General features: G+C 70.9%; 28 protein-coding genes and 2 tRNA genes. 15 read left to right on the plus strand and 15 right to left on the minus strand.

What is annotated here, in order from left to right; translation table 11 throughout:
- Window positions 1-185 precede the first annotated feature (185 nt).
- The gene (locus ABZ463_RS38110; RefSeq protein WP_352016313.1) at window positions 186-668 is read left to right on the plus strand and encodes a hypothetical protein; all 483 of its coding nucleotides are present in this window, start codon (window positions 186-188) and stop codon (window positions 666-668) included.
- A 161-nt stretch (window positions 669-829) separates the two neighbouring features.
- On the opposite strand, the gene ABZ463_RS38115 is transcribed toward ABZ463_RS38110, so the two are convergent.
- Both ABZ463_RS38115 and ABZ463_RS38120 read right to left on the minus strand, forming a co-directional pair.
- A tRNA-Ala gene (locus tag ABZ463_RS38115) sits at window positions 830-902 on the minus strand.
- Between the two features lie 118 nt (window positions 903-1,020).
- Complete coding sequence (locus ABZ463_RS38120; RefSeq protein ID WP_362784338.1) at window positions 1,021-2,493, minus strand: von Willebrand factor type A domain-containing protein; 1,473 nt, start codon at window positions 2,491-2,493, stop codon at window positions 1,021-1,023.
- 255 nt (window positions 2,494-2,748) lie between these two features.
- Here ABZ463_RS38120 and ABZ463_RS38125 point away from each other — a divergent pair, with 255 nt between their 5' ends.
- The 4 genes from ABZ463_RS38125 (at window position 2,749) to ABZ463_RS38140 (ending at window position 7,542) form a co-directional block, all read left to right on the plus strand.
- Window positions 2,749-4,518 (plus strand): asparagine synthase-related protein, encoded by a 1,770-nt coding sequence (locus ABZ463_RS38125; protein ID WP_362784341.1) that lies wholly within the window; start codon window positions 2,749-2,751, stop codon window positions 4,516-4,518.
- Between the two features lie 83 nt (window positions 4,519-4,601).
- On the plus strand, window positions 4,602-5,990 hold the full coding sequence (locus ABZ463_RS38130) for a selenium-binding protein SBP56-related protein (protein WP_362784344.1): 1,389 nt from the start codon (window positions 4,602-4,604) through the stop codon (window positions 5,988-5,990).
- Window positions 5,991-6,077: 87 nt separating this feature from the next.
- Window positions 6,078-6,677, plus strand: a complete 600-nt coding sequence (locus ABZ463_RS38135) for a hypothetical protein (RefSeq protein WP_352016317.1) — start codon at window positions 6,078-6,080, stop codon at window positions 6,675-6,677.
- 46 nt (window positions 6,678-6,723) lie between these two features.
- A complete protein-coding gene (locus ABZ463_RS38140) occupies window positions 6,724-7,542 on the plus strand; it encodes a MerR family transcriptional regulator (protein WP_362784347.1) in 819 nt (272 codons plus the stop codon).
- Window positions 7,543-7,623: 81 nt separating this feature from the next.
- On the opposite strand, the gene ABZ463_RS38145 is transcribed toward ABZ463_RS38140, so the two are convergent.
- From ABZ463_RS38145 to ABZ463_RS38165, 5 genes are all read right to left on the minus strand, one after another.
- Complete coding sequence (locus tag ABZ463_RS38145; protein WP_352016319.1) at window positions 7,624-8,394, minus strand: sulfite exporter TauE/SafE family protein; 771 nt, start codon at window positions 8,392-8,394, stop codon at window positions 7,624-7,626.
- A complete protein-coding gene (locus ABZ463_RS38150; RefSeq protein ID WP_352016320.1) occupies window positions 8,391-8,960 on the minus strand; it encodes a rhodanese-like domain-containing protein in 570 nt (189 codons plus the stop codon). Before ABZ463_RS38150 ends, ABZ463_RS38145 begins: the two co-directional genes overlap by 4 nt.
- Window positions 8,957-10,294, minus strand: coding sequence for an MBL fold metallo-hydrolase (locus ABZ463_RS38155; protein ID WP_352016321.1), 1,338 nt, complete (start codon window positions 10,292-10,294; stop codon window positions 8,957-8,959). The genes ABZ463_RS38150 and ABZ463_RS38155 overlap by 4 nt, the downstream gene beginning before the upstream one ends.
- Before the next feature lie 125 nt (window positions 10,295-10,419).
- The gene (locus ABZ463_RS38160) at window positions 10,420-10,689 is read right to left on the minus strand and encodes a metal-sensitive transcriptional regulator (protein ID WP_352016322.1); all 270 of its coding nucleotides are present in this window, start codon (window positions 10,687-10,689) and stop codon (window positions 10,420-10,422) included.
- 66 nt (window positions 10,690-10,755) lie between these two features.
- Complete coding sequence (locus tag ABZ463_RS38165) at window positions 10,756-11,643, minus strand: hypothetical protein (protein ID WP_362784353.1); 888 nt, start codon at window positions 11,641-11,643, stop codon at window positions 10,756-10,758.
- 63 nt (window positions 11,644-11,706) lie between these two features.
- On the opposite strand from ABZ463_RS38165, the gene ABZ463_RS38170 reads away from it, so the two are divergent.
- From ABZ463_RS38170 to ABZ463_RS38200, 7 genes are all read left to right on the plus strand, one after another.
- On the plus strand, window positions 11,707-12,249 hold the full coding sequence (locus ABZ463_RS38170) for a hypothetical protein (protein WP_352016324.1): 543 nt from the start codon (window positions 11,707-11,709) through the stop codon (window positions 12,247-12,249).
- Between the two features lie 489 nt (window positions 12,250-12,738).
- Window positions 12,739-12,903: a hypothetical protein gene (locus tag ABZ463_RS38175; RefSeq protein WP_362784356.1), complete on the plus strand. Its 165-nt coding sequence runs from the start codon at window positions 12,739-12,741 to the stop codon at window positions 12,901-12,903.
- Window positions 12,904-12,935: 32 nt separating this feature from the next.
- Window positions 12,936-13,145 (plus strand): hypothetical protein, encoded by a 210-nt coding sequence (locus ABZ463_RS38180; RefSeq protein WP_352016326.1) that lies wholly within the window; start codon window positions 12,936-12,938, stop codon window positions 13,143-13,145.
- A gap of 95 nt (window positions 13,146-13,240) precedes the next feature.
- Window positions 13,241-13,750, plus strand: a complete 510-nt coding sequence (locus ABZ463_RS38185) for a MauE/DoxX family redox-associated membrane protein (protein ID WP_352016327.1) — start codon at window positions 13,241-13,243, stop codon at window positions 13,748-13,750.
- 46 nt (window positions 13,751-13,796) lie between these two features.
- Window positions 13,797-14,354, plus strand: a complete 558-nt coding sequence (locus ABZ463_RS38190; protein ID WP_352016328.1) for a TlpA disulfide reductase family protein — start codon at window positions 13,797-13,799, stop codon at window positions 14,352-14,354.
- Complete coding sequence (locus tag ABZ463_RS38195; protein ID WP_362784360.1) at window positions 14,351-16,225, plus strand: ABC transporter ATP-binding protein; 1,875 nt, start codon at window positions 14,351-14,353, stop codon at window positions 16,223-16,225. The genes ABZ463_RS38190 and ABZ463_RS38195 overlap by 4 nt, the downstream gene beginning before the upstream one ends.
- On the plus strand, window positions 16,222-16,689 hold the full coding sequence (locus ABZ463_RS38200) for a S26 family signal peptidase (protein ID WP_362784363.1): 468 nt from the start codon (window positions 16,222-16,224) through the stop codon (window positions 16,687-16,689). The genes ABZ463_RS38195 and ABZ463_RS38200 overlap by 4 nt, the downstream gene beginning before the upstream one ends.
- Before the next feature lie 120 nt (window positions 16,690-16,809).
- On the opposite strand, the gene ABZ463_RS38205 is transcribed toward ABZ463_RS38200, so the two are convergent.
- From ABZ463_RS38205 to ABZ463_RS38235, 7 genes are all read right to left on the minus strand, one after another.
- Window positions 16,810-16,882, minus strand: a tRNA-Ala gene (locus ABZ463_RS38205).
- A 21-nt stretch (window positions 16,883-16,903) separates the two neighbouring features.
- On the minus strand, window positions 16,904-18,334 hold the full coding sequence (locus tag ABZ463_RS38210) for an MFS transporter (protein WP_362784366.1): 1,431 nt from the start codon (window positions 18,332-18,334) through the stop codon (window positions 16,904-16,906).
- 142 nt (window positions 18,335-18,476) lie between these two features.
- A complete protein-coding gene (locus tag ABZ463_RS38215) occupies window positions 18,477-19,316 on the minus strand; it encodes a metal-dependent hydrolase (protein WP_362784369.1) in 840 nt (279 codons plus the stop codon).
- Window positions 19,317-19,422: 106 nt separating this feature from the next.
- Window positions 19,423-20,586 carry an MFS transporter gene (locus tag ABZ463_RS38220; protein ID WP_352016333.1) on the minus strand — a complete coding sequence of 388 codons (1,164 nt, stop codon included), beginning with the start codon at window positions 20,584-20,586 and terminating at the stop codon, window positions 19,423-19,425.
- Window positions 20,587-20,854: 268 nt separating this feature from the next.
- Window positions 20,855-21,538, minus strand: coding sequence for an SRPBCC family protein (locus ABZ463_RS38225; RefSeq protein WP_352016334.1), 684 nt, complete (start codon window positions 21,536-21,538; stop codon window positions 20,855-20,857).
- 60 nt (window positions 21,539-21,598) lie between these two features.
- Window positions 21,599-21,979, minus strand: a complete 381-nt coding sequence (locus ABZ463_RS38230) for a hypothetical protein (protein WP_352016335.1) — start codon at window positions 21,977-21,979, stop codon at window positions 21,599-21,601.
- On the minus strand, window positions 21,976-22,338 hold the full coding sequence (locus ABZ463_RS38235; protein WP_352016336.1) for a hypothetical protein: 363 nt from the start codon (window positions 22,336-22,338) through the stop codon (window positions 21,976-21,978). The genes ABZ463_RS38230 and ABZ463_RS38235 overlap by 4 nt, the downstream gene beginning before the upstream one ends.
- An 87-nt stretch (window positions 22,339-22,425) precedes the next feature.
- On the opposite strand from ABZ463_RS38235, the gene ABZ463_RS38240 reads away from it, so the two are divergent.
- Window positions 22,426-22,923 carry a DUF523 domain-containing protein gene (locus ABZ463_RS38240; RefSeq protein ID WP_352016337.1) on the plus strand — a complete coding sequence of 166 codons (498 nt, stop codon included), beginning with the start codon at window positions 22,426-22,428 and terminating at the stop codon, window positions 22,921-22,923.
- 7 nt (window positions 22,924-22,930) lie between these two features.
- On the opposite strand, the gene ABZ463_RS38245 is transcribed toward ABZ463_RS38240, so the two are convergent.
- Window positions 22,931-23,650, minus strand: coding sequence for a hypothetical protein (locus ABZ463_RS38245; protein ID WP_352016338.1), 720 nt, complete (start codon window positions 23,648-23,650; stop codon window positions 22,931-22,933).
- A gap of 50 nt (window positions 23,651-23,700) precedes the next feature.
- Here ABZ463_RS38245 and ABZ463_RS38250 point away from each other — a divergent pair, with 50 nt between their 5' ends.
- On the plus strand, window positions 23,701-24,378 hold the full coding sequence (locus tag ABZ463_RS38250) for a response regulator transcription factor (RefSeq protein ID WP_352016339.1): 678 nt from the start codon (window positions 23,701-23,703) through the stop codon (window positions 24,376-24,378).
- Window positions 24,375-25,733, plus strand: a complete 1,359-nt coding sequence (locus tag ABZ463_RS38255) for an ATP-binding protein (RefSeq protein WP_362784376.1) — start codon at window positions 24,375-24,377, stop codon at window positions 25,731-25,733. Before ABZ463_RS38250 ends, ABZ463_RS38255 begins: the two co-directional genes overlap by 4 nt.
- Window position 25,734 lies beyond the last annotated feature (1 nt).

Raw genomic sequence — 25,734 nt, forward strand, 5'->3', positions numbered from 1 at the left:
ATGTCCATCGAGATGCGCGACACCGACGAGGACGTCTTCCGCGCCGCCGAAGAGCTCGGCATCGACCTGTCCCGGCGCGAGCCGAGCAGCGTCGAGGAGATCTGACGGCTCGCGCACGCGGCCCGCGCCTCCTCTCCGGCGCGGGCCCGGCGTACCGGTCCGTACCGTGAGTTCCGGAGGACACGATGAACGACGAGACGGCCGCGCTGCTCTTCGAGGTGGTCGAACGTCTCCAGCGGAGCATCGCGGCCCGCCACTGCCCGGCGGTCGCGGCCCTCGAAGGCGAGCGGCGGCTCGTGCTCAGCGACTACGACTATCTCCGCGACCCGCGGTCGGCCGTCTCGTTCGAGACGCGGGCGGCCGCCAGGGCTCGGGAGATCAGGGCGACGCGATGGGTCCTCGCCGTCCCCCTGGTCTGGGTCACCGCCTCCGGCACCGTCTACAGCCGGGCCGTGTCCAACCACCCGCTCCGCGAGGGCGAACAGGAGACGATCACCTGGATGAGCTTCCACGAGGGCGACGGCGTGGACTACGGCCGGGTCCCCTACGCGCGCCGCCCCGGCGGGGAGCCCGTGTTCGACACCCCGGAGATGTTCGCCGTGGGCGTGCTCCCGGCCCGGGCCATGCCGGGCCACACGCTCCTTCACACGCTCTTCCCGAACGGCTGACCACCCCTGTGGTCCGCCGGCGGCCGGCCTCCACTGCCGGGTCCACGGTTTCGCAGCCATGCTGCGGGGCGCGCGGGGTGGGGACGCAGGCAGGTCATCCGGGCCGGAAAACGACGAGATCCCGTCCGATCGGACGGGATCTCGTCAACACGCTGTCGCTGTGGAGCTATGGGGATTCGAACCCCAGACCTCCTCCATGCCATGGAGGCGCGCTACCAGCTGCGCCATAGCCCCTTGCGTTTCGCACCGCCCAGCGGCACCACGCCAGTGTATAGGACATCGCACCCTGCTCCGTAACCGGCGAGGTGACCGTCGAGGCCGCCGGGACAGGCCCGCCCCGGCGGCCGTACGGTCAGCCGAGCGACAGGGCGCGGGTGATCAGGGTCGCCAGCTCGGACACCGCGGGGTCCTCCGTCGAGGCCGCCAGACGACCGGCGTGTCCGGCCAGCTCCTCGGTCTCGACCCCGGCGACCGGCCTTCCGGTGCGGAGATACTCGGCGAAGGCCGCGGCGACCACGTCCACCTGGAACCGCGGCGACGACTTCTCCCACGGAGAGGAGACCAGGTCGGCCCGCCCGATGGAGCCGCTGACCTCACCCGGGGCGCGGGTGTCGGGGTCCTGCCAGCGCACGGTCGCGGTGGCGAGCTGGCCGGAGGCGCCCTGGCGCAGCCGTACCTCGTACAGGGCCGTCACCGTGTGACCGGGGCCGACCTCGCCGCCGTCCTTGCTGTCGTCACGGAAGTCCTCGGCCGCGATCCGCCTGTTCTCGTAGCCGATCAGGTTGTAGGACTCGACCGTGGCGGGGTTGAACACGACCTGCGCCTTGGCGTCGCGGGCCCGCAGGTCGAGGGTGGCGGCGAGTTGCTCGACGAACACCTTGCGCGCGTCGTCGACCGAGCTGACGTAGACGGCGGCGCCGTCCCCGTTGTCGGCGAGTTGCTCCATCAGCTGGTCCCCGTAGTCACGGCCGACGCCGACGCACAGCAGGGTGATCTGCTTGCCCGCGTACTCCTCGACCCGGTCCAGGATGCCCTGCCAGCTGGTGTCGCCGTTGTTGGCCAGGCCGTCGGAGAGCAGGATGACCCGGTTGGTCGCCACCGGCCTGAAGGCCTTCGCCGCCTCCTGATACCCGGTGGTCAGCCCCGCCTCCAGGTTCGTCGAGGCCTGTACGGCCAGCCGCTCGACGGCCGCGTCCAGCTCCTGCCGTTCGGTCGCGGGGGTCATGGACAGCACGACCTGGGCCTGGTCGCTGAAGGCGACGATGGAGATCTTGTCCCCGGGCCCGAGCTGTCCGATGAGCCGGTGCAGCGCCTCACGGACCAGGTCGAGTCTGCCGGGTTCGCCCATCGAGCCGGAGACGTCGACCACGAAGGTCAGGTTCGCCGGGCGTCGTTCCCGTGACTGCGCCTGACGGGTGCGCAGACCGACCCTGAGCAGCGCCGTACCGTTGCCGGGCATCCGTGCGCCGTCCAGCTGTACGGAGAAACCGTCGTCCTCGGGTTCCCGGTAGTCCTGGCGGAAGGAGTTGACGAACTCCTCCGGTCTCACCCTGTCCCGCTCCGGGAGTCTGCCCTCCCCGATGGTGCGTCTGGCGTAGTCGTAGGAGGCGGTGTCCACGTCGAGGGCGAAGGTGGAGATCTGGTCGACGGTGGTGTCGTTCATGTCCTTGGACATGCCGGTGTCGTTCTCGCGTTCCTCGGGTGCCTGGGCGTTCGCGTCGCCCCTGGGCTGGGTGCTGGGCGACCTATTCGCCGAGCTCCCGCAGGCGGCCGTGACCCACAGGGCGAGGACGGCCAGGACGACGGCGAGCGTGCGTGGTTTCATGTTCGCCTCCACAGAGATTCACAAGGATTCGCCGTGATTTATCTGGATTTGCATGGATTCACGGGGACTCGCGGGATTCGCGCGCCATCCCGTACGACGACCCCCTCATGACCTGGGCCTGGCGCTTGACCCAAGCGAGCGCAAACCGTGCCCGGCGCGTGATCGGCCTCTCCCCGCTCGGCGCCTCAAGTGACCACACGTTTTCCTCATTAATCAGGCTTCGTGCGGAAAAAAGGGGACATAGGATTCGGGATCATGCGCGTGTATCTCGGACTGGCGGCCAAGCGTCCCGAAGCCGGAATTCCCGAGGCGGTGCTGCACACCGTGCGCGCCTCGATCGAGACCGCCTTCCCCGTCCCGGCCGAGGTCATCAGGCCCCGCGAGTGGCACAGGCCCGGCGTCAGCCTGTTCGCCTGGACCAACGAGCCCGACGACTCCCGGACTCCCCCGCTGCTGGCCACCGGCCACGACAGGGTGACCGGGGTCAACGGCAACCTGGCCGTGCCCGGCGACGTCGACCGGCTCGCGGGCGCCCCCGAACTGAGCGCCGAGGCGGTCGGCGGCTGCTTCTCGGTCTTCCGCGCGACCGGTACCGAACTGGCCGCCGCGACCGCGATCCACCGGGTCTGCCCGGTCTACTACGCCGAGACCCCGGACGTGCACGTGATCGGCAGCAGGGCTCTGCTGGTCAGCCTGGCCGCCTTCGGCGAGCGGATCGAGTGGGACGTGCTCGCCCTGCAGTCGATGATCCGGCAGGGCTACTTCCTGTCCGACGAGACGCCCTACCGGGGGGTCAGCGCGCTGCCGCCCTCCTCGACCGTCACCGTCAGGGGCGGCAGCCGTACGGTCACCGAGGCGCCGCTGCCGGTCGCCGTCGCCGCGCCGTCCTCGGCCAGGCGGCGCAGGGCCCTCATCGGGGGGCTGGCCGACGCCCTGCTGACCTCGGTCGAGCCGCTGCGCGCGGCCGGCGAGCCGGTCAACCTCGCCCTCACCGGCGGCCGGGACAGCAGGCTGGCCGCCGCGGTGCTGCACGCGGCGGGGATTCCGCTGCGCGCGACCACGAACGGCCTCGACAGCCACCCCGACGTGATCCTCGCCGGGCGGATCGCCGGGGCGCTCGGCGTCGAGCACACGGTCATCCCCCCGGCGCGCACCGAGCGCAGGGACGCCGTCCTGGTCGAGCACCCGCTCGCCAGGACCTACGAGACACTGCGGACCTGCGAGGGGATGACCTCGGCCTACGAGTCGATCGTCGGCTACCTGCCGTACAACGCCAGGCCGACCATGTCGGGGCAGAGCGGGGAGGTGTTGCGCGCGGGCAGCTTCCTGCTGCTCCAGAGCGACCTGAGTCCCAAGGCGCTGCGGCGCCGGATCGACACCACCTTCATGCGGGACAAGGCCCTGTTCAGCGCCGAGGCCAACGACCACGCCCGTGAACTGGCCCGCACCTGGCAGGAGCGCGAGGGGGTCGAGGCCCTCGACCAGATGTACGTCTTCTACCGGATCGGCCGCTGGCAGGCCGGTTCAAGGGCGGGGTCGCAGCGCCGGGGCGACCCGGTCTGGCCCTTCCTCGACAACCGGGTGGTGCGCGCGGCCCTCGGGCTCGACCAGGCGTGGCGGCTGTCGGAGGAGGTCGTCCACGAACTCATCACGACCTTCGCCCCGAAACTTCGCCACATCCCCATCGAGGGCAAGCCGTGGCGCTTCACCGCCGACAGGCGCTACTACCCCTGGCAGCGTAAGCCGGGATTCCTGACGGCTCCGAAGACCGGGGGCGGCTGGAGCTGGCGCACCAGCCCGGGTGAGGCGCTGAGCGGCGTGCTGCGCGACCACATCCTGGAGCACCTCGACCTGCTGGCCCCGATCGTCTCCCCCGACGAGGTCCGCAAGCTGTTCGCCGCGCCCGTGGTCACCAAGCCCGCCCAGGTCTGGCATCTCTACACGGTGGCCACGATGCTGTCGGGCGCGTACCCGGGCAAGGCCCCCGAGGGACTCGACGAGATCCACGTCCAGGTCCCCTCCTGACCCGGCTACGTAAAATCACCCCTAGACAGCGGAGAGTTTTCCTACAACATTAGTGGGATATTGATCTCGGCCTAGGAGTTCCCGTGGCACTCATTCAGCCCGATCCCACCTTCTATCCGTCGGCCCGTGACGCCATGCAGGCGCCTCGGGAGGAGCTCGCCTACGTCGCCCTGCTGGACGCCGAAGGGCAGGGCCGTCCCGACGGGCTCGCCACGATCGACCTGTCGGACGGGTCGATCGTCAGCGTCGGCGACATGCCCCACGCGGGCGACGAGCTCCACCACTTCGGGTGGAACGTCTGCAGCGCCGCCCTGTGCCCGTACGCCCCGCACCCGCACGTCGAGCGGCGCTACCTGGTCCTGCCGGGACTGCGCTCCAGCAGGATCTACGTGTTCGACGTCAAGGACGACCCCCGGCGGCCCAGGCTCGTCAAGACGATCGAGCCGGAGACCGTCTTCGAAAAGACCGGCTACAGCCGCCCGCACACCGTCCACTGCGGCACCGACGCGATCTACGTCAGCGCGCTCGGCAACGTGGACGGCGACGCGCCCGGCGGCGTCTTCACCCTCGACCACGACACCTTCGAGCCCAAGGGCCGCTGGGAGGTCGACCGGGGCCCGCAGGAGCTGCACTACGACTTCTGGTGGCACCTCGGCCACGACACGATGATCACCAGTGAGTGGGGCACCCCCAACCAGATCGAGGCGGGCCCCTCGCTCGACCTGCTGGTCGGCAGGAAGTACGGCCACAAGCTGCACGTCTGGGACCTGACCAAGCGCAGGCACCTGCAGGAGATCGACCTCGGGGACCAGCACCAGATGGCCCTCGAACTGCGCCCCGCGCACGACCCGTCCAAGACCCACGGCTTCGTCAACACGGTCATCAGCGTCGAGGACCTGTCGGCCGGCATCTTCACGTGGTACCAGGACAACGGGGTCTGGAAGGCGGAGAAGGTCATCACCATCCCCGCCGAGCCCGCCGACCCCGAGCTGTTGCCCGAGCCGCTCAAGCAGTTCGGAGCGGTTCCGCCGCTGGTGACCGACATCTCGCTGACCCTCGACGACCGCATCCTGCTGGTCTCCTGCTGGGGCACGGGCGAGTTGAAGGCCTACGACGTCTCCGACCCGTTCTCCCCCCGCGAGACCGGTTCGGTGCGCCTCGGCGGCATCGTCGGCAGGACGCCGCACCCGGCGCGCCGGGGACGGGCGCTGAACGGCGGCCCGCAGATGGTCGAGGCCAGCAGGGACGGCCGGCGGGTCTACTTCTCCAACTCGCTCTACCGCTCCTGGGACGACGTCTTCTACCCCGACGGCATCTCCAGCTGGATCGCCAAGGTGGACATCGGCGACGACGGCTCGCTCTCCCTCGACGAGGGCTTCTTCGTCGACTTCGCCGCCGACGGCCGCCGGGCCCACCAGATCAGGCTGCAGGGAGGCGACTCCTCCTCCGACTCCTACTGCTTCCCCTCCTGATCCCCGCGACGACCGCAGAAAGGAGTCGGCCTCCTCCATGAACGCTCTTGCGGGCCCCGCCCCGAAGAACAGGACGGAGCGCGCGAGATGGACCTGACGTCCGTGCTGGTCCTGGCCGGTCTCGGTGCCTTCCACGGCCTGAACCCGGCCATGGGCTGGCTGTTCGCCGTCGCCCTCGGCCTGCAGGAACGCTCGCGCTCCGCGGTGCTGCGCGCCCTGCCGCCCATCGTGCTCGGCCACGCGGGCTCGGTGCTGGTCACGCTCGCGCTGGTGTCCCTCGCACGACTGGCCGTGCCTCCCAGGGCCGTCTCCTACGGCGTGGCGGCCGTGGTGTGCGGGTTCGGGATCTGGCGGATCGTACGGCGGCGCCACCCCCGCTGGGTCGGCATGCGGGTGAACCGGTGGCAGCTCGCCGGGTGGTCGTTCCTGATGGCCACCGCGCACGGGGCGGGCCTGATGGTGCTCCCGGTCACCCTGCGCGGTGGCCACGGCGCCGCCGTACTGGCCTCGCAGAGTCTGCTGGCCACGGCGGTCCACACCCTTGCGATGCTGACGACGGTCACGGCCGTCGCCCTGCTGGTCTACGAGAAACTGGGGGTGGCGGTGCTGCGCAAGGCGTGGTTCAACCTCGACCTCGCCTGGGCCGTGGCCCTCGTCGGCGCCGGGGCCTTCGCCGCCCTCACCTGACACGTTTGACCCTGACACCGTGTGAGCCCGTACACCTGGAACCATCATGTTCAGCATCGGAGACTTCGCCCAGCTCGGCCGCGTTTCGGTACGCATGCTGCGCCACTACGACGCGCTCGGGCTGCTGCGGCCCGCCCACGTCGATCCGGCCAGCGGCTACCGCTTCTACCACGCGGCGCAGCTCTCGCGCCTCAACCGCGTCATCGCGTTGAAGGACCTGGGCCTCACCCTGCAGCAGGTGAGCTCGATCCTCGACGAGAAGGTGACCGTGGCCGAACTCCACGGCATGGTACGGCTGCGCCGTGCGGAGCTTGAGGAGCGGATCGCCGCGGACACCGCGCGGCTGCTGCGGATCGAGGCGAGGCTCCGGACGATGGAGAGGGAGGGCCACATGGCCGTCGAAGAGGTCGTCGTCAAGCGGGTCCCGCCGGTGCGGCTGGCGGAGGTCAGCGCCGTCGCGGCGAGCTACGACAGTGAGGAGATCGGCCCCGTCATCAAGCCCCTGTACGAGGAGTTGTTCCAGCGCCTCGAAAGGGCGGGGGTCGCACCGTCCGGGTACGGCATCGCCCACTACGAACCCGTCCAGGACGGCTCGGTGGTCGTGCACGCCGGAGTCGAGGTGACGGCCCAGCCGTCCCCGGGGCACGACTTCGAGATCGTGGACCTGCCCGAGATCGGGACGGCCGCGACCATCGTCCACCGGGGGTCGATGGACCACGTCGACTCGACCTACCAGATCCTGGCCCACTGGGTCGAGGAGCACGGCTACCGCAGTCTGGGCCTGGCCAGGGAGATCAGCCTTGAGTGCCCGGCCGACCACGAGAAATGGGTGACGGAGATCCAGCTCGCCGTGACGGCCGGGTAGCCCTGACCCGGTTCGTCCAAGAAGGGGATTCGTCGCCCACCTGGACGGATCCCCTTCTCCACGGTGACGCCGATCCCGGTCCTAGATCCACGCGCCCGCGGCGACCAGCGGCGCCAGCGCCAGGACGGTCCAGGCGAACCAGCGCCGGATCCGGTCGGCGGGCAGCCGCGTGGCCAGGCGCCCGGCGACCAGCGAGGTGAGCAGCGCCCCACCGGCGAAGAGCAGCACCAGGCCGTAGTCCAGCCGCGTGCCCACGTGCCCGGCGAACCCCGCCACCGAGTTGACCGCGACGACGACCAGCGAGGTCCCCACCGCATCGGTCGCGGTCAGGCCGAGCAGCAGGGTCAGGGCGGGGACGACGGCGAACCCCCCTCCGACGCCGAACACCCCGGTCAGCACCCCGACACCGCCTCCCGCGGCCAGCGCCCTCGGCAGGCACCGGCGGCGGTTCACCCGCCCCGCCGTGGTACGGCAGGCACCGCCGGTCGACTCCGCGTCGCGCAGCATCCGCACGGCGACCACGACCATGATGACCGCGAACGCGGGCAGCAGCAGTTCGCCGGGCAGCCCACGGCCGAGTACCGCCCCGGCGAGGGCGGCAGGCACGCCTCCCGCGGCGAACACCGCCGCGACGCTCCAGCGGACCTGTCCCCGGCGCAGGCGTGGGACGAGCGCCCCCACGCTGGAGATCGCCACAACCGCCAGCGAGGTCGGGACGGCCACCGCCACCGGCTGGCCCGCGCCGTAGACCAGCACCGGCACGGCCAGCACCGAGCCACCCGCGCCGAGCAGTCCCAGGCTGACGCCCACGACCACCGCGCCGGCCAGCACCAGGGCCACGGTGAGAGTCATCGCCGGCAGGCCCGCGCGAGCGCGGCGGCGGGATCACCGGCACCGGCCCTGTTGTACGGCAGGCGGGCCAGCAGCATGCCCATCATGCAGTTGTCACTGGCTCCCGCGTAGCCGAGCCCCGCGCCGACGAACGCCGTGACGAACAGGGCCGGTGCCCACCAGAGGCTCAGCGTGACGGAGCCGAGGACCAGCAGCCCCGCGACCAGGCGGACCTGCCTCTCCAGGCTCCAGCGGCGCCGTCCCCGGTTGACGGGCGCTCCCGAGGTGATCCAGGCGTTCAGCCCGCCGGTCATGACGGCCGTCCCGCGCAGCCCGGCGGCGGTGAGCTTGTCCTGGGCCGTCCTGGCTCGTCCGCCGGACTGGCAGACGAGCACGCTCCGGCCGGTCATCGCGCCGGCCAGTTGCGGCAGATACGCCTCCAGCCGGTCGAGGGGCACGTTGACGGACCCGTCGATGTGCGCGCTCTCGAACTCGGCGGGGGTTCGCACGTCCAGCAGCAGCACGGCGCCTTCGGTCTCCCGGGCCGCGGTCAGCGCCCGGACGGTGGCCACGTCGACGGCGTTCACCGCGCCTCCCCCTTTCCGGCCAGGGCCGCCGCCACCTGCGAGGCGCCCGCGTCGCCGAGCACGACCGGGTGCAGGCCGTGGCGGGTGAGGACGGTGGCGGCGATCGAGGCCCGGCGGCCCGAGCCGCAGACGACCAGCACCTGCCGCTCGCCCCGCAGCTGTTCGGGGACACCCTGGGTGAGCAGGTCCGGCAGGAATCGCTCGACGGCGCCGGGCAGCGGGTCGGCCCGCCGTTCGCCGGGCATGCGCACGTCCAGCACCCGGGCTCCGGGCATCCTTTCGAGGAAGTCGGTCAGGCCGAGCAGCTCGAAGCCGGCGCTCGCGTGCCCGCCGAGGTCGCGGACGACGCCGCGCACGTCGTCGACGCCGATCCTGGCCAGCTGGGTGAGGGCCTCGGTGACGTCCTGATCGGGTTCCGCCACCAGCACGATCGGTTCTCCGTACGGCACCAGCCAGCCCGCCCAGCTGCCGAAGTCGTCGCCGGGCGCGATGCCGGTCGATCCCGGCAGGAACCCCGCCGCCTGCACCGCACGCGGGCGGACGTCCACGACGTGCGCGTCTTCGGGGATCTCCTCGACCGTTGTCTCCGGCGGACGCAGGGCCGGCATGGCGGGCGCTCCGAGAAGGTTGGCCGATCCCATGTGGGCGTAGAAGGCCGGGATGGGCATCGGCGCGGCCAGCAGTTCGTCGGCGAAGGCCTCGGCGTCGGGCAGCGCGAGCAGCGGGTTGTCCCGTCGCTCGTCGGCGATCGTGGAGGTGTGGCGGCCGACGCCGGACACGCTGCAGAAGGATCCCTCGCCGTGCGTCGGGAACAGGTCCACCTCACCGGGCAGCGCGGCCAGCCGGTGCAGCGAGCCGTACTGCAGCCTGGCCAGAGTGCGGGCGCGCTCGGGTCCGAGCAGGTCAGGCCGCCCTGCGGAGGAGACCAGCAGGCTGCCGCCGGAGAAGACCGCGACGGGCTCGCCGTCGATCAGCACCAGATAGCCGGTGTGCTCCGGCGTGTGGCCGGGCGTGTGCATCGGGCGGATGGTCAGGCCGCCCCCACCGTCGATGTCCTCCAGATGGAAGGCCGGGGTGTGCGGGTACGCCGCCGCGGCGGCCGCCGGGAGCACCAGCTCGGCGCCGGTGCGCAGCGCCGCCTGTCCGCCTCCCGAGACGTAGTCGTTGTGCAGGTGGGTCTCCAGCACGAAGCGCAGCTCGACGTCGCGTTCGGCGGCCACGTCCAGGAAGCGGCCGATGTCGCGTTGTGGATCGACCAGGACACCGCGCCCCTCGTGGACGAGCAGGTGACTCTGGTCGCCGAGACCGGGCGTGCGGAACGAGATGACCTCCATCGTGGTCCTTCCTTTGGTAAATACCCCGGGGGGTATCAGTGAGACATGAGAGGGGCCAGATACCCCCGGGGGTATATGCGGGACACACGGCGAGCGGGTGCCCCAACCACTCGCCGCCCTTCGGTTCAGGCCAGGGCCAGGAAGAGCTTCTCCAGTTCCTCGACCCTCATCGGAGCCTCCTCACCACGGGCCTGGGCGTCCTGGCAGCATTTCAGGCCACTGGCCACGATCTTGAACCCCGCCCGGTCGAGCGCCTTGGACACGGCCGCGAGCTGGGTCAGGACCTTCACGCAGTCCTCCCCCGCCTCGATCATCGAGATCACACCCGCGAGTTGCCCATGGGCACGGCGCAGCCGTGTCACGGCGTCGCCCACCATCGATTCCGTCAGCTCCATACCCCCTAGGGTATGTATGGGTGTCCGTTTCGGCAAATCAGCGCATGTCAACGGCCGAAACTCCCGTCAGGAACGGCGTGGGTCGTAGTTCCGGAACTCGATCAGGCGGACATTGCTCTCCGGCAGCAGGGGCACCCCGCTGCCGGAGTCCAGCACCACCCGGCGCCCCAGGGGCTCGCGCAACGTGACGTCGATCCGGCCGGCCCTGCCGACGTCGGGGCAGATCCTCACGTCGTCGTCCCGGACGTCGACGTCCACGACCACCGCCTCGGGCGTCTCGTGGACACGCGAGCCGTACGTCGTGTCGCAGTCGCCGTGCAGGTAGCTCAGCCGGAGCTCGGTCGGCGCGCTCGCCTCGTAGGTGTCCACCTCCTGGATCCCGTCGTCCAGCGGCCGGGGCGGCCCGCCCATCGCGGCCGGGTCGACCGCCACCCGCCGGAACGGCTCCGGCACGCCCCGCACGGTGAAGTCCCACGTCGGAACCCGTACCTCTCCCCTGCTGCTGGGCACCGTGGCCTCGCCCCGCGCCACCGCGACCACGCTCAACGGCCGGCAGCCCTCGGCCGGGCACTTCTCGTCGGCGAAGGACTTGGGCTTGCTCAGCCCCGCGTAGGCGGCCTCCGCCGTCAGGACCGGCACCTCCAGCGAGCCTCCGTCGGCCCAGCGCAACCTCGCCGGGGCGGGCGTCCCGGACGGCGGTTCGGTCTCCAGCCTCCAGACGCTGTTGATCGCGCTCCGTCCGACCCAGCGGGGTGTGCGCCTCCAGTCCGGCTCCAGGGTCAGGTTCCGCAGCGGGACGAACCCCGAGACCCAGGCCTCCCGCTCCGCCGAGCCCCGCCAGTGTTCGACGACCTCGCGGGCACGGGCGGCGAACTCGTCGTCGGTGACCGGCGCGCGTCCGGGACCGCAGGCCGTCACGAGCACGACGAGCAGCGCGATCGGGAGCAATCTCATGATCAGTAGACGCGCGACTGGGATGACCGGTTCGCCCCGCGAACGACTGTTACGGTGCTCCCCATGACGCACCCCGACCCCCTGCTCGGCCTCATCCACCGCACTCCGGCCGCCGCCGAACTGCTGACCTGGCCGTTCGACTTCGACGTCTCCCGCACCGACCACGTCGAGAAGGTGACGCTGCAGTCCGGACAGACCCTTGAGGCGGTCGCCGGTGACGGCGCGGGCGGGACGTACTTCCTCTGCGGGGACGCGGCCGGGCGGCGGCCCGTGCTCTACGCCGACTCCGAGGGGCAGGCCGGGCTGATCGGCGGTGACCTGACCTCCGCGATCCAGCTGATCGTGCGGGTCCCGTACTGGAGGGACTGTGTCTGGCGCGTCTCCGGCGGGCTCGAAGCGATGTCGTCGGTGGTTCCGGAACTGGAGGAGGAGTACGCCGACCACGACATCGACCTCGACGCGTGCCGTACCTCGCTGACCGGACTGCTCGGGCTGCGCCTCCCGTCGACGACGGACGCGCTGACCCTCCTCATGGAGACGGTGGCATCGCCCGGCTTCGTCCTGCTCAACGAGTGGGGAGGCGCCTACGAACCGATCAGCGGGTGACCCCGGACCCCGTCAGTCCCTTCGAACCGCCCTGGGCCGAGGCTGAACACGGCCCGACCGGGTCCTACCGGCTCACGCTTGGCGGAGCGATCCGTGAGATCGTCCCCGGGGTTCGCGGCGGTCCCAGCGAGACGGCGGCCCGGCGCACCGGTCTCCTTGCTCGGCTCGCCTCCGAAACCGCGCCGGTTGAGCGTCCGGCGGCCCCGAACCCCCCGGTGCCCGGCCTGCGACCACTGTGACGGTCTTTCGCACACGCCCTGCCGGACGTCGTCGCCACCGCACGATTACTCGAAATCGACCACATGACCGCTCCCCCGCCCGGCTACGGCCGGAGAAATAATTCGGGTTCGGATTTGGCAGCCGACCGTCCATGTATGGCAGAAAAGCTCCTGGATCGGCCGGTCGCACATAATTATGATTTCGATAAATCACCGACCCGAGGGAAGCGAAATGGTTCGTATGTTCAGAGCCGCGGGCGATCTTATGCTCATGATGGCGGCGCCGCGGGCCGAGGCGTCCGCCGACCCGACATATCTGCAGTGTTACTGCAATGACACGTGCGGGCTGATGCAGCGGATCTGCGGCCCCAGCGGCTGCAGCGACTGGTACCTCGCCGGAGGGTGCACCAAGCCGACCGGCGTCTACTCCTGCTGAGGTTTACCCAGCTCAAACCCCTGGAGGTTCACATGACTCGTCTGCTGAACAGGGTCGGGGACACACTCCTCTCCCTGACCGCCCCCCGGGCCGAGGCGTCCGCCGACCCGACATATCTGCGGTGCACCTGCAAGAACTGCGAACTCTGGCAGCAGATCTGCGGCCCCGGCGGCTGCAGCGACTGGTACCGCATCGGGACGTGTACCGCCGGAGGCTGCGATCACGGACCGTGGTTCTGCTGAACGGCGAATCCCGCGACGGCACGCATTTCCTCTGAAATGTTCCCGCAATCACACCGCCCCCGTTCAGCGGGAGGCTCGTGATATCGGTGGCATATTTGAGTTTCATATGCCGCCTGTCTCTCGCCCTGGTTCTCCTCGCCGCCGTCGCCGGTAAGTTACGCGGGCGAGGTGATCTGGCGCGGTTCCGCGCCGCGGTCGGTGAGTTCGGTGTGGCCCCGCGCTGGAGTTCCGCCGTCTCGGGTGCGGTGATCGCGGGCGAACTGGTCTCCGCGTCGCTGATGCTGATCGACGCCACCGCTCCCGTGGGCCTGGGACTCGCCGCGATGTTGCTGGCGGCCTTCACGGGAGCGATCGGCTCGGCCGTACGGCGGGGCGCGACGACGAGCTGCCGGTGCTTCGGCGCGTCCGATCAGCCCTTGGGTGTGCGGCACGTGGTGCGCAACGTGATCCTCCTGTCCGTCGCGGCGGCGGGCATGGCGGGGACCCTCCTGGCTTCCGGCGGACTCGACGTGACCGCCATGCTCCTCTCCGGTTTCGTGGCCGTCGTCCTGGCCACGCTGGTCATCGCCTACGACGACCTCGTGGCGCTGATCCTTGTCCGCTGAACGTCCGCTGAATTCTCTTGCAGGTCCTCTCAGGCTGGGAGTGTCGATGGATGCCGTACTGATCGCCGCTGTGGTCGTCGTCGGTTTTCTGGGCTTGCTCAACTTGCTGCTGTCGCTCGCGGTCCTGCGCCGGTTACGGGACCACGAGGCGAAATGGGCACGGGCCGGCCTCGACCGGCTCGTGGAGCGCAGGTCGTCGCCGGAGTCCGGATACCGCGTCGCCGACTTCGAGGCGACGGCGCTCGACGGCGCCACCGTGTCCCTGCGCGATCTGAGAACTCCCCTGTTCACGGGCTTCTTCTCCACGGGGTGCCCGTCCTGCCGGGAGGAGGTTCCCCGTTTCGTCGAGTACGCCGCCGCCATGCCCGGCGGCCCGGAGCGGAAACTGGTGGTCGTCTCCGGCACCCTGGAACAGGGCGCCGACATCATCGACGCCGTAGGCCGGGTGGCACGGGTGGTCGTGGAGCCGCAGGACGGTCCGGTGACCGGCGCGTTCGGCGTACAGGGCTCACCCACGTTCGTCCTGCTCGACCGGGACGGCACCGTGCGCACGAGCGCGGTGAGCGTCCGCGAACTGGCCTCACCCCAGGTCCCCGCGCGGTGACGAGCGGACTCGGCCTCACCGCCGGCCACGTCGGCGGTGAGGCGACCTGGCGGGAGAGAGCGGTCGCCGCCCTGGGCGTCGCGTGGCACGCCGGACCGGCCCTGCTGCTGACCTATCTGGCCGCCGCGCTCGTCACGGGCGCCGCGCCGGTCGGCGTCGCCTGGCTGACCAAGTACGTTCTGGACGGGCTGTCGGCCGAGCGGGTGCCCGTCGGCCGGTTGGTGACACAGGCCGTCCTGCTGGCGTGCCTGGGACTGCTCACGGCGACGCTGCCGTTCCTCTCCCGGTACGTGCAGGCGGAGCTTGGCCGGAGCATCCGGTTCCGCACCCGGGACCGGCTGTATGAGGCGCTGTCTCGTTTCGAGGGTATGGCCCGGTTCGAGGATCCCGAGTTCCACGACCGCATCGGCCTGGCACGGCAGGCGAGCGGGACGGCGCCGCAGATCGTCCTCGACGCGGCGCTGGGAGGCGTACGCGCCGCCGTCACCATGATCGGGTTCGCCGGAACGCTGCTGGCGGTGCGTCCCGTCATGGCGGGGTTCGTGGTGCTCTCGGCCGTGCCCGCCGTGGTCTCCGAGCTGGCCCTGAGCCGCAGGCGCGGTGAGATGCTCTGGACGACCAGCCCCAACGCGCGCCGGGAGTTGTTCTACTCCCAGCTCATGACCGACCGCGCGGCGGCCAAGGAGATCCGGCTGTTCGGCCTGGGCGACTTCATGCGGAAGCGGATGCTGGCCGAACTACGACAGGTCAACGGCGCGGAGCACGAACTCGACCGGCGGGCCTTCCGCGCTCAGGTGGGCCTGGCCGCGCTCGCCGCCGCGGTGTCCGGCGGCGGGCTGGTCTGGGCCGTCCAGCTGGCCCGGGTGGGCGAGCTGACCCCGGGCGACGTGGTCGTCTTCGTCGCGGCGGTCGCGGGTGTGCAGTCCGGGCTGTCCGGGCTGATCACGTTACTGGCGAGCGGGCACCAGGGGCTCCTGCAGTTCGGCCACTATCTCACCGTCCTGAACGCGGGACCCGACCTGACGAGGCCGGACTCCCCGCTGCCCGCCCTGCCGCTGAGGGACGCGATCGAGCTGAAGGACGTCTGGTTCCGCTACGACGCCGACAAGCCGTGGGTGCTGCGCGGCGTCGATCTGCGCATCCCCCGCGGTGCCCTGCTCGCCATGGTCGGCGTGAACGGCGCCGGCAAGAGCACCCTGGTGAAGCTGCTGTGCCGGCTGTACGAGCCCACGCGCGGGACGATCACCTGGGACGGGGTGGACATCCGTCTCATTCCGGTGGCGGAACTGCGTGACCGGATCGGCACGGTCTTCCAGGACCACATGAACTACGACTTCACCGCCGCCGAGAACATCGGCATCGGCGACCTGACGGCGCTGGAGGACCGCGACAGGATCCGCGCCGCCGCGACCGCCGCGGAGGCCCACGAGACCGTCTCGGGCCTGCCGTACGGATATGACACGCTCCTGAGCAGGATTTTCTTCATGAACTCCCGGTCGGACGGCAGGACGGCGGGTGTGACACTGTCCGGCGGCCAGTGGCAGCGGCTCGCCCTCGCGCGCGGCCTCATGCGGGGCAGGCGGGATCTGCTCGTCCTCGACGAGCCCAGCTCGGGCCTGGACGCCGAGGCGGAGCACACGATCCACCGGCGGCTGGTCGAGCACCGGCACGGCGCCACCAGCGTGATCATCTCTCACCGGCTGAACGCCGTCCGGATGGCCGACCGCATCGTCGTCCTCGCCGACGGCCGGATCACCGAACAGGGCACGCACGAGGAACTGATGACCGTGGACGGCGACTACGCCCGGCTCTTCCTCCTGCAGGCGCTGGGTTACGACACCGGGCAGGAACCGCAGGCGGTCTCCTCGTGATCGGACTTCTCACCTCGGTCTCCGTCCTCGCCGCGTCCGCCGTCCTTCTCGCCCGTCTGCGGCGGCGCTGGGTGCTGGTGACCGTGAGCGGCACCAGCATGACGCCCACCCTCCAGCCGGGAGACCGTCTCCTGGTACGGCGGTGCCGCATCACCGGATTGAAGGTCGGCGACATCGTGGTCCTGGAGCCGCCCCGCCCGGTTCACCCAAGGGGCGTCGTCGTCGCGCGCGCACGACCGCGTACACGGTGGAAGGTCAAACGGGTGGTGGCGCTGCCCGGCGACCGGATCCCGGTGTCGGCGCGCGCCGCGTCGGACGGCCGGGAGACCGTCCCGGAGAACTCGCTGATCGTGTTCGGCGACGCCGGCGAGAGTCACGACTCACGTCAGGTCGGCCTGTACTCCGGCGACCGGATCCTCGGCGTGGCCGTCCGCAGGAGAGCCGGGCCGCTCCCGCGGCCGTGATCGGAGGCGGACCGTCACCACCGGACCGCGAAACGCCCCTCGACGGCCTCGCCGTCCCGGAAAGCGAAGATCCCGCCCGATCGGACCGATCAGGCGGGATCTTCGTCGACCACTTCGCTGTGGAGCTATGGGGATTCGAACCCCAGACCTCCTCCATGCCATGGAGGCGCGCTACCAGCTGCGCCATAGCCCCTTGTGTGGTGCAGAAGAAATCTTAGCCGACTTCCGGGACCCCTCGTGCCATCGCGGCGGCGACGAGGGCGACCAGGACGGAGGCGACGGCGCTCACCGCGACGATCGTGAAGGACAGCACGTAGGCACCGCGGGCGGGGACGGCCGTGCCCGCGACGGTGATCGAGGTCAGCAGCGCGGCCGTCACCGCCCCCGAGGCGCTGCCTCCGATGGAGCGGACCAGGGAGTTGACCCCGCTGGCGATGCCGCTCTGGTCCATCGGCACATGCTGTACGGCCAGCGCCCCGAGGGCCGCGTAGGCGACTCCGAACCCGAGCCCCTGCAGCGTGTTGGCGACGATCAGATCCGAGACCGAGGCGTTGAAGATCGCGAACCAGCCGAAGGCCGCCGCCGTGATGGCCGCGCCGACGGCCAGGGAACGCGCCGGGCCGAGGCGTCCGGAGATCCGTCCCGCCATGAAGGACGACACCAGCATGGTGACGGTGCTCGGCAGGGCGTAGAGGCCGACGTCGAGGACCGATCCGCCGAAGCCGTACCCGGCCGAGGAGGGGGTCTGGACGAAGCTGGAGACCAGCGTGAAGGAGCCGAACATCGCGAAGCCGAGCAGCAGCGCGGCCAGGTTGGCCGGCAGCGACCGGCGGCCGACGAGCAGGTCGAGACGGACCATCGGCGCCCTGAGCCTGAGCTGGCTGAACACCCACACCGCGCAGACGACCGCGGTGGCCGCGAACAGGGCGACCACCTGGGGGGATCCCCATCCCCAGTCGTTTCCCTTGGACACCGCGAGCAGCAGGCAGACCAGCCAGATCGACAACAGCAACGCGCCGACGAGGTCGAGGCGGCCCCCGGCGCGGGCCCCGCTGTCGTGGGCGCTCAGGGCGACGAGGACGATCGCGACCACGCCGAGTCCGGCGGTGATCCAGAAGACCGGGTGGTGGCTGGGCGTCCGGTCGGCGATGACGCCGGTGACGATCATGCCGAGGTTGCCGCCGATGCCCATGGTCGCGCTGACCACGCCGATCGCGGTCATCACCTTCTGGGCCGGGAAGCTGTCCCTGATCATGCCGATGGCCAGGGGGATCAGCGCCGCGGAGGCTCCCTGCAGGGCACGGCCCACGATCAGCACCGGCAGCGTGAGCGAGACGGCGCAGATCACGGAGCCCAGGACGAGCAGGCCGACGGTGAACAGGATCATCCGCTTCTTGCCGTACATGTCCCCCAGACGGGACAGCAGTGGCGTGGCCACCGCGCCGACGAGCAGCGATGCGGTGAAGACCCAGGCGACCTCGTCGACCGAGACGCCGAAGCCGGCCATCATCCTCGGCAGCAGCGGAATGACCACGGTCTGCTGGACGGAGACGACCATCCCCGCCATGGAGAGGGCGAGCAGGGTGAGCCAGAGCTGTCTGCTCCGGATCGCGGCACCGGGCCCGGCGACGGCCACTCCTGCCATGCTCCCCCTCTTTTCCCATCGACTTGCGGCAATGAGATGGTAAATGCTCGTCAGAAAACGTCATCTACTGGGTCATGTCGCGTCACGGGTGGCGTGATACGCCTTGGGCGCCATGTCCGTGGACTCCCGGGGAGCGCCGCCTTCAGCCCGCGGTGGTGCGCATGGTGAGCTCGGTGCCGTCCTGGGACAGTTCGAAGGACACGGTGACGGCGCCGAGCCGGGAGGTGCTCGGCAGGTGGGTGCCGCCGCACGGAATGGTCACCTCTCCCTCGGGCAGGCCACACCGCCAGGTACGGCGTGCGGTCAGTTCGCGCCCGGGGCTCTCGATCCGGACCTCGGCGTCGGCCGCGACCCACTCCTTCAGCGTGTCGCAGACCTTCCCGGTGATCTCCGGAAGGCTCTCCTGCAGCCCTTCCGTGACGAAGCCCTTGCGGCGCAGCGACTTGCCGAGGCGATAGACGTCGAGGCTGCCCCCGGGCAGGATTCGCGAGGAGGCGATGGCCGTCTGGTCGAAGTCGGGGTTGCCCAGGCCGTCCGCGGAGATCTCCTTGCGCCACCGGTCTGCCAGCGCCGCGTTGAGCGCGAGCGCGGCGAGGTGGCAGGCGGTGTGCCCCGTGGAGAGCGCGTGACGGTACTCGGCGTCGACGGCGAGTTCGACCTCCCCGTCGGGGACCGGCTCCCGGGTGACGTGGACGACCAGCCAGCTCCACCCGGAGCTGCCGCGCCGTACCGGGATGTCCTCGCCGAGGTGGATCCGCTGCTCGCCGTCGGCCACCGCCCCGGTCACGCAGTCGGTCACCGCGATCCCGGCGATGGTCCCCCGGTCCGCGGGCTGGTCGGGCCAGGTGTGGTCGAGCGGATGGAAGGGGGTCTCGGCCACGACCGTCCCGTGCTCCTCCCCCACGGGGACCCTCGCCACGACTGTGGAGCGGCCCCCGGTCTCCCCCGCCGGATAGCTGACAAGCGTCGATCCCTCGATCACCGTTTCCCCCTTCTGCCCCTGTTGGTTCCTTCATCATCTCAGCCAAACGAGTATGGCCCGCGCCACCCCTGAGGAGGCACGGGCCATACGGCGGAGGGAGGGGGGATCAGAGGGCGGGGACGCCCTTCTCGTCCTCCAGATAGCGCGCCCTGCCCGCGTACCAGCCGGTGGCCAGCTGCACGCCGACGACCGCGAACAGCAGCAGGAACGACAGCGTCCAGCCTCCGCTGGCCTCGTGCATCACACCGACGACCAGAGGACCCGCGCCCGCGATGAGGTATCCGGCGCTCTGTCCGAAGGCGGACAGAGCTGCGGTGGCCTCGGGGGTCCGGGTGCGCAGGGCCAGCATGGTCAGCGCCAGCGGGAACGATCCCATCCCGATCCCGACCAGTACGGCGAACAGCCAGGCCAGGTTGACGGGGGCGAGCCACAGGCCGAGGAAGCCGATCGTGTAGAAGACCACGAAGGCCGCCACGACGGGCCGCTGGTCGGCGAACTTCGAGGCGATCCACGGCACCACCATGGAGACCGGGATGCCGATCGCGGTGAAGACGCCCAGCGTCAGCCCGGCCTGGCCGGGGGTGTAGCCACCGTCGATGAGCATCTTCGGCAGGAAGCCGAACATGATGTAGGCGACCATGCTCTGCGTGCCGAAGTAGGCGGCGACGGCCCAGGCGAGCCTGCTCCTGACCAGGCTCCGGGGACCGAGATCGCTGCTGCCCGTGTCCCGCTCCGGCTCACTGCGCGACAGCGCAAGCCACGGAATGGCGGCGACAGCGGCCAGCGCCGCCCACACCCCGAGGGCAACGTGCCAGTTGCCGTCGGCGGCCCGTTCGATCGGGACGGTCGCGGCGGCCGCGAGCATCGTGCCGGCCGCGAGGGCGGTGGTGTAGACGGTGGTCATGGTCCCGGCCCGGCCGGGGAAGTGGCGCTTGATCAGGGTGGGGATGAGCACGTTGCCCACGGCGCCGCCGGACAGCGCCAGCGCGCTGCTGAACAGGAAGACCTCGGCCGAGCCGACCATCGCGCGGATGAGCAGTCCGGAGCCCAGGGCGACCAGGGCGGTCAGCAGCAGCCGGTGTTCGCCGATCCTCCTGGCCAGGGCCGGTGTCACGGCGCCGACCGAGGCGAAGATGAGAACGGGTAGTGTGGTGAGGAGCCCGACTCCGACGCCCGACATGCCGAGGCCGGAGGAGATGCGGTCGAGCACCGGTCCCACACTGGTGACCGCGGTGCGCAGGTTCAGTGCGGCGAGGACGATTCCCAGCACGAGCAACCAGGCGAGAGATCCCGTCGTTCCACCGGTGCGGCCCCGAGTCTGATGGGTTAGCACGCTCATGCGGGGTTCAGTCCTCCTTCAATCGATTCACCCAATCGTAGGATGATTGGCTGACTCCAACTGTAACAGGACCTAAAACTTGGTTTGTTCCTGGCAATGCGCGCCCCGCCCGAAGCCCTGACACTGTGAAAGCCGGATCACGCCCTCCTTTACAGGGCGTGATCCGGCTTCCTTCCCTCAGTTCAGGGCGATGACCGGCTCAGACGCGCGGGCCCGGCATGGCGGGCGGCTCCTCGCCCGGCCGCCTGCCCGCTCCGGGCAGCGGGCCGCCACCGGGAGGAGCGAGCGGGGAGGACGGCGGGTACTCTCCGCCGACCGTGCGCGGCGGAACCGGATCGTCGTATCCGTAACCGCCGTTCCCAGCGCCGCCCTCCGGCCTGTCGGTGACGGTCGCGCCACCGCCGGCGCCGTAACCGCCCGGACGGTCGTGCGGCGCGGGGACCTCACCGCGCCAGGAGCCGCTCTCCCCGCCGCGCGACTCGATGAACGTCTTGAAGCGTTCCAGGTCGCCCCGGACCCGGAGCCGGACGAGCTGCAGCCAGTCACCCGCGGTCTCGACGAAGCCCTCCGGCTCGTACTCCATCTGGAGCGTGACACGGGCGGTCTCCGGGGACAGGTGGTGGAAGGTCACCACCCCCGCCTGGTGCGGGCCGTCCAGGGACTTCCACGCCACCCGCTCGTCCGGGTGCTGCTCGGTGATCTCGGCCTCGAACTCACGGTGGACGCCCGCGATCTCCACGGCCCAGGCCGTACGGGTGTCACTCAGCTGCCTGACCGATTCGACGCCTTCCATGAACTCGGGAAAGGTCTCGAACTGGGTCCACTGGTTGTAGGCCGTCCTGATCGGGACGTTCACATCGACGGACTGTTCGATCGTGCTCACAGGTCTGCCTCCCTCTCGTGGGTTCGGTAGGCCGACCTGCCCGACGATCCGCGGACATAACTACTTACGCCGCAAAAGCCAGTAAAGGCCCACAAGCGGCAGCACGAGGGGGATGAACACGTAACCGCTGCCGTAGCCCGACCAGACCGTCGCGTGCGGGAAGGCCTCGGGGTCGGCCAGACTCAGCGTGCCGACGACCAGCACGCCCGCCAGCTCGACGCCGCAGGCCGTCAGGGCGAGGCCCCGCCTCCCCCTGACCAGCGCCACGGCCAGCACGAGGTAGACCAGCGCGGCGAACGCCGACAGCGAGTAGGCCAGCGGCGCCTCACCGAAACGGGTCGCGATCTGCACCGCGGCACGCGCGCCCGCGGCCAGGGCGAAGACACCGTAGACCGCGACCAGCGCGCGTCCCGGCCCCGAGCCGATCACCGGTTCGCTCATGCCGTCCCCTGCCAGATCTGCAGCAGCCGTCCCACCATGACGCAGACCGCGAAGGCGCCGACCGCGACCACCGCCGACCCCCAGCGCGAACGCTCGGCGAGGCCGAGGAAGACCGCCCCTGGCGGGATCACCAGCGTCCCCGCGAGGTAGCCGATCAGGGTCGCCGTCTCCGCCGGCCCCCTGCCCCCGATCACCCCGGCGACCGCGAAGCCCGCCTGGACGAGCAGGCCGAGTTCGAGCAGCGCGAGCATGACGAGCAGCACGGTGCCCATCGGCCTGTTCCGGCCCGCGGCCACGATGGCGGACAGCACGATGACCAGGGCCAGGATGATCAGGGCGGTCGCGAGCGGGCCGATCATCGGGACATCACCGTGGCAGGAGGCATGGGCAGTAGGTTACTGCCCGGTGCCGCCGCCCTCCTCTCCGCTTCCGCATACCCTGGACACGTGGAGACGATCCTGGTCAGCGCCTGTCTCATGGGACGGCGGGTCCGCTACGACGGGGCCGCCAAGACCAGCGGTGACGCACTGCTGGCCGCCTGGCGGGCCGAGGGACGGCTGGTGCCGTTCTGCCCCGAGGTCGAGGGCGGCCTGCCCGTGCCGCGTCCTCCCGCCGAGATCGAGGGCGGGGCGGGCGGCGCGGCCGTGCTCGCCGGGGCGGCCCGGGTGCTCACGGCCGACGGCACCGACGTCACCCAGGCCTTCCTCACCGGGGCGCGGGCGGCGCTCGCCGCCGCGCTCTCCTGCGGCGCCCGGGTGGCGATCCTGAAGGAGGCAAGCCCCTCCTGCGGAAGCCTGACCATCCACGACGGCACCTTCGGCGGCGGGCGGCTGGCCGGTGCCGGGGTCACGACCGCCCTGCTCGAACAGCACGGCGTCTCGGTGTTCGGCGAGGACAGGATTCCCGCCGCCGCCGTACGGCTGCGCGAGTTGTCGCGATCCTGAGGCGTTCTCAGTACTCCCACACGTCGGTGCGGCTCTCCCCTCCGACGCAGTAGATCGCCGAACCGTGCTCCCCCTGGACCAGGTCCACCCTGATCCATCCCTCGGCCTGGGTCACCTTGGCCTCGTAGCCCGGGTTGGGGTTGGCGGAGACCACCCGGCACACGCCCCCCTCGATGCTGAAGGCGACGGAGCCGTTCTTTGAGCTCACCGTCTTGGTCCCGCCCTCGGCCGCGAGGTGGGGCGTGGGGCTGGGAGTGGCGGAGGCCTTCTCCGGCTCGGGCGTTGCGGTCGGCGCCTTGGCCGGGGGCTTGGTCGTGGTCCGGGTCGGGGTTCCGGTCGCGGTCGGCTTGGCCGGGGAGTCGTCCGTCTGGCGCTCGTGGCCGGAGATCCGCCTGGATCCGACCGACCCCTTCGTGTCGCCCTTCGGCAGACCGGTGGCCCGCGGGTGGGAGGTGCCGCGGCGGCCCAGGGGGGAGACGTAGGCCCCCGGGGTGCGCCTGCCCTGGGGAGAGGCGCTCGGCGGGCCCGTCACGACGGCCGTGCCGGTCGGCGGCTTCGAGGGAATCGCGACGGCCCCTATCCGGGACAGCTCCGCGTCCAGGGACTCGACCCTCGCGTCGTCGAAAACCTGGCTGGTCAGCACGTCACGGACACCAAGCCAGGTGATCCCGGCAGCCAGGACCGTGGCAGCACACCAGACCACAACGAATCCCCAGGTTTGCCTCATGCGGTGAATTATTACCTCATGTGCTTCTTTGTTCACTACGGTTACGTCGTATGGCGACGGTTCTCGTGGTAGAAGACGACGAGTACGTGCGCTCCGCGATGATCCAGGAACTGGGCAGGCGCCAACACGCCGTGCGCAGCGCGGGACGTGCGCTCGACGCGTTGCGGGAGATCACCCAGAATCCCCCCGACGCGGTGATCCTCGATCTCGGCCTGCCCGACCTGGACGGGTCGGAGGCGCTGAAGATGGTCCGCAGCGTCTCCAGCGTTCCGGTCATCGTGGCCACGGCCAGGGACGACGAGGCGGAGATCGTCCGCCTGCTGGAGGCGGGCGCGGACGACTACCTGGTCAAGCCGTTCTCCGGCGACCACCTCAACGCGCGGCTCGACGCGGTGCTGCGCAGGGCCCGGGCCGCGGGGCCGCCCCCGGTGCTGCGCGTCGGCGCGCTCTCGGTCGACCTCAACCGGCGTGAGGCCTCCCTGGGCGGGGAGCCTCTCTCGCTGACCCGGCGGGAGTTCGACCTGCTCGCCTACCTCGCGGCCCGCGCCGACCGGGTCGTCCCGCGCAAGGAGCTGCTCACCGAGGTGTGGCAGCAGTCCTACGGTGACGACCAGACCATCGACGTCCACCTGTCGTGGCTGCGGCGCAAGCTCGGTGAGAGCGCCTCCGCCCCCCGCTATCTGCACACCGTGCGCGGCGTCGGCGTCATGCTGATCACACCGTCGTGAGACGCACCCTGGCCCTGCTCGCCCTCGCCGGCGCCTCGATGATCGCCCTGGCCTTCCTGGTCCCGTTCGGGATCATCGTCAGGGACATCGCACACGACCGGGCGATCGCCGAGGCGGAACGGCAGGCCTCGGCGCTGGTCCCGGTACTGGCCATCACCACCACGCCGGCCCGGCTGGCCCGCGCGGTCGCCAGCACGGGCCAGCCGGAGCGCATCGCGCTCCACCTGCCCGACGGAAGGAAGATCGGCACCCCCAGGGCCTCGGCGCTGACCGTCGCCACGGCGGTCCGGCTGACCCGCGCCGCGACCTCGGACGAGCTGGGCGACGACTCCCTGCTGCTTCGCCCCGTCACCCTGGAGAACGGCAGGACCGCGGTCATCGAGATCTTCGTACCCGTCCAGGAACTCACCAGGGGGGTCGCCGTCTCCTGGGCGGTGCTGACCGGGGTGGCGCTGGTGCTGATGGCGGGCTCCGTGCTCGTCGCCGACCGGCTGGGGGCCCGGCTGGTGCGTGCCTCCCAGCGTCTCGGCAACGCGGCGACCTCCCTGGGAGCCGGTGACCTCACCGTCAGGATCGCCCCCGAGGGGCCCACGGAGCTGGTCGCGGTCGGCGAGGCGTTCAACACCATGGCCGACCGGGTGATCCAGTTGCTCGCCGCGGAACGGGAGATGGCGGCCGACCTCTCGCACCGGCTCCGCACGCCGCTGACCGCGTTACGTCTCAGCCTGGACCACCTGGGCCCGGAGGCCGAACAGAGCCGCCGGGCCCTGGGCCGTCTCGAAGCCGAGGTCGACGAGATCATCGCGGCCGCCAGGCAGCCCTCACGGGCCCCCGCCCTCGTCCACTGCGACGCGGCCCACGTACTGCGTGAGCGGCTGACCTTCTGGTCGGCGCTGGCCGACGACCAGCAACGGCCCTGGCAGCTGATCGGCGCCACGGAGCCGGTCAGGATCCCGGTCGCGGCGACCGAGCTCAGCGCGGTCGTCGACGCGCTGCTCGGCAACGTCTTCCGGCACACCCCCCAGGGCACCGCGTTCACGGTGACGCTGCACCAGGGACCGGACGCGGTCGGCATCCTGATCGCCGACGCGGGCCCCGGAATCGCCGACCCCGAGGCGGCGCTGCGGCGCGGGGCCAGCGGCGCGGGCTCGACCGGCCTCGGTCTGGACATCGCCCGCAGGCTCGCCGAGGGCTCGGGTGGCGCGCTGCGGATCGACTCATCGGTCCTCGGCGGCGCCCATGTGCAGCTGTGGCTGCGCACCGACCAGTACGAGCCCCTCTTCCGTACGGCCCGGCGCCCCCAGGCCAGACGCTGGCCGCGCAGGAAGGACGCCACGCAGGACGCCCAGGACTGAC

The sequence above is a fragment of the Streptosporangium sp. NPDC020145 genome, assembly GCF_040631275.1.
Lineage (GTDB): Bacteria > Actinomycetota > Actinomycetes > Streptosporangiales > Streptosporangiaceae > Streptosporangium.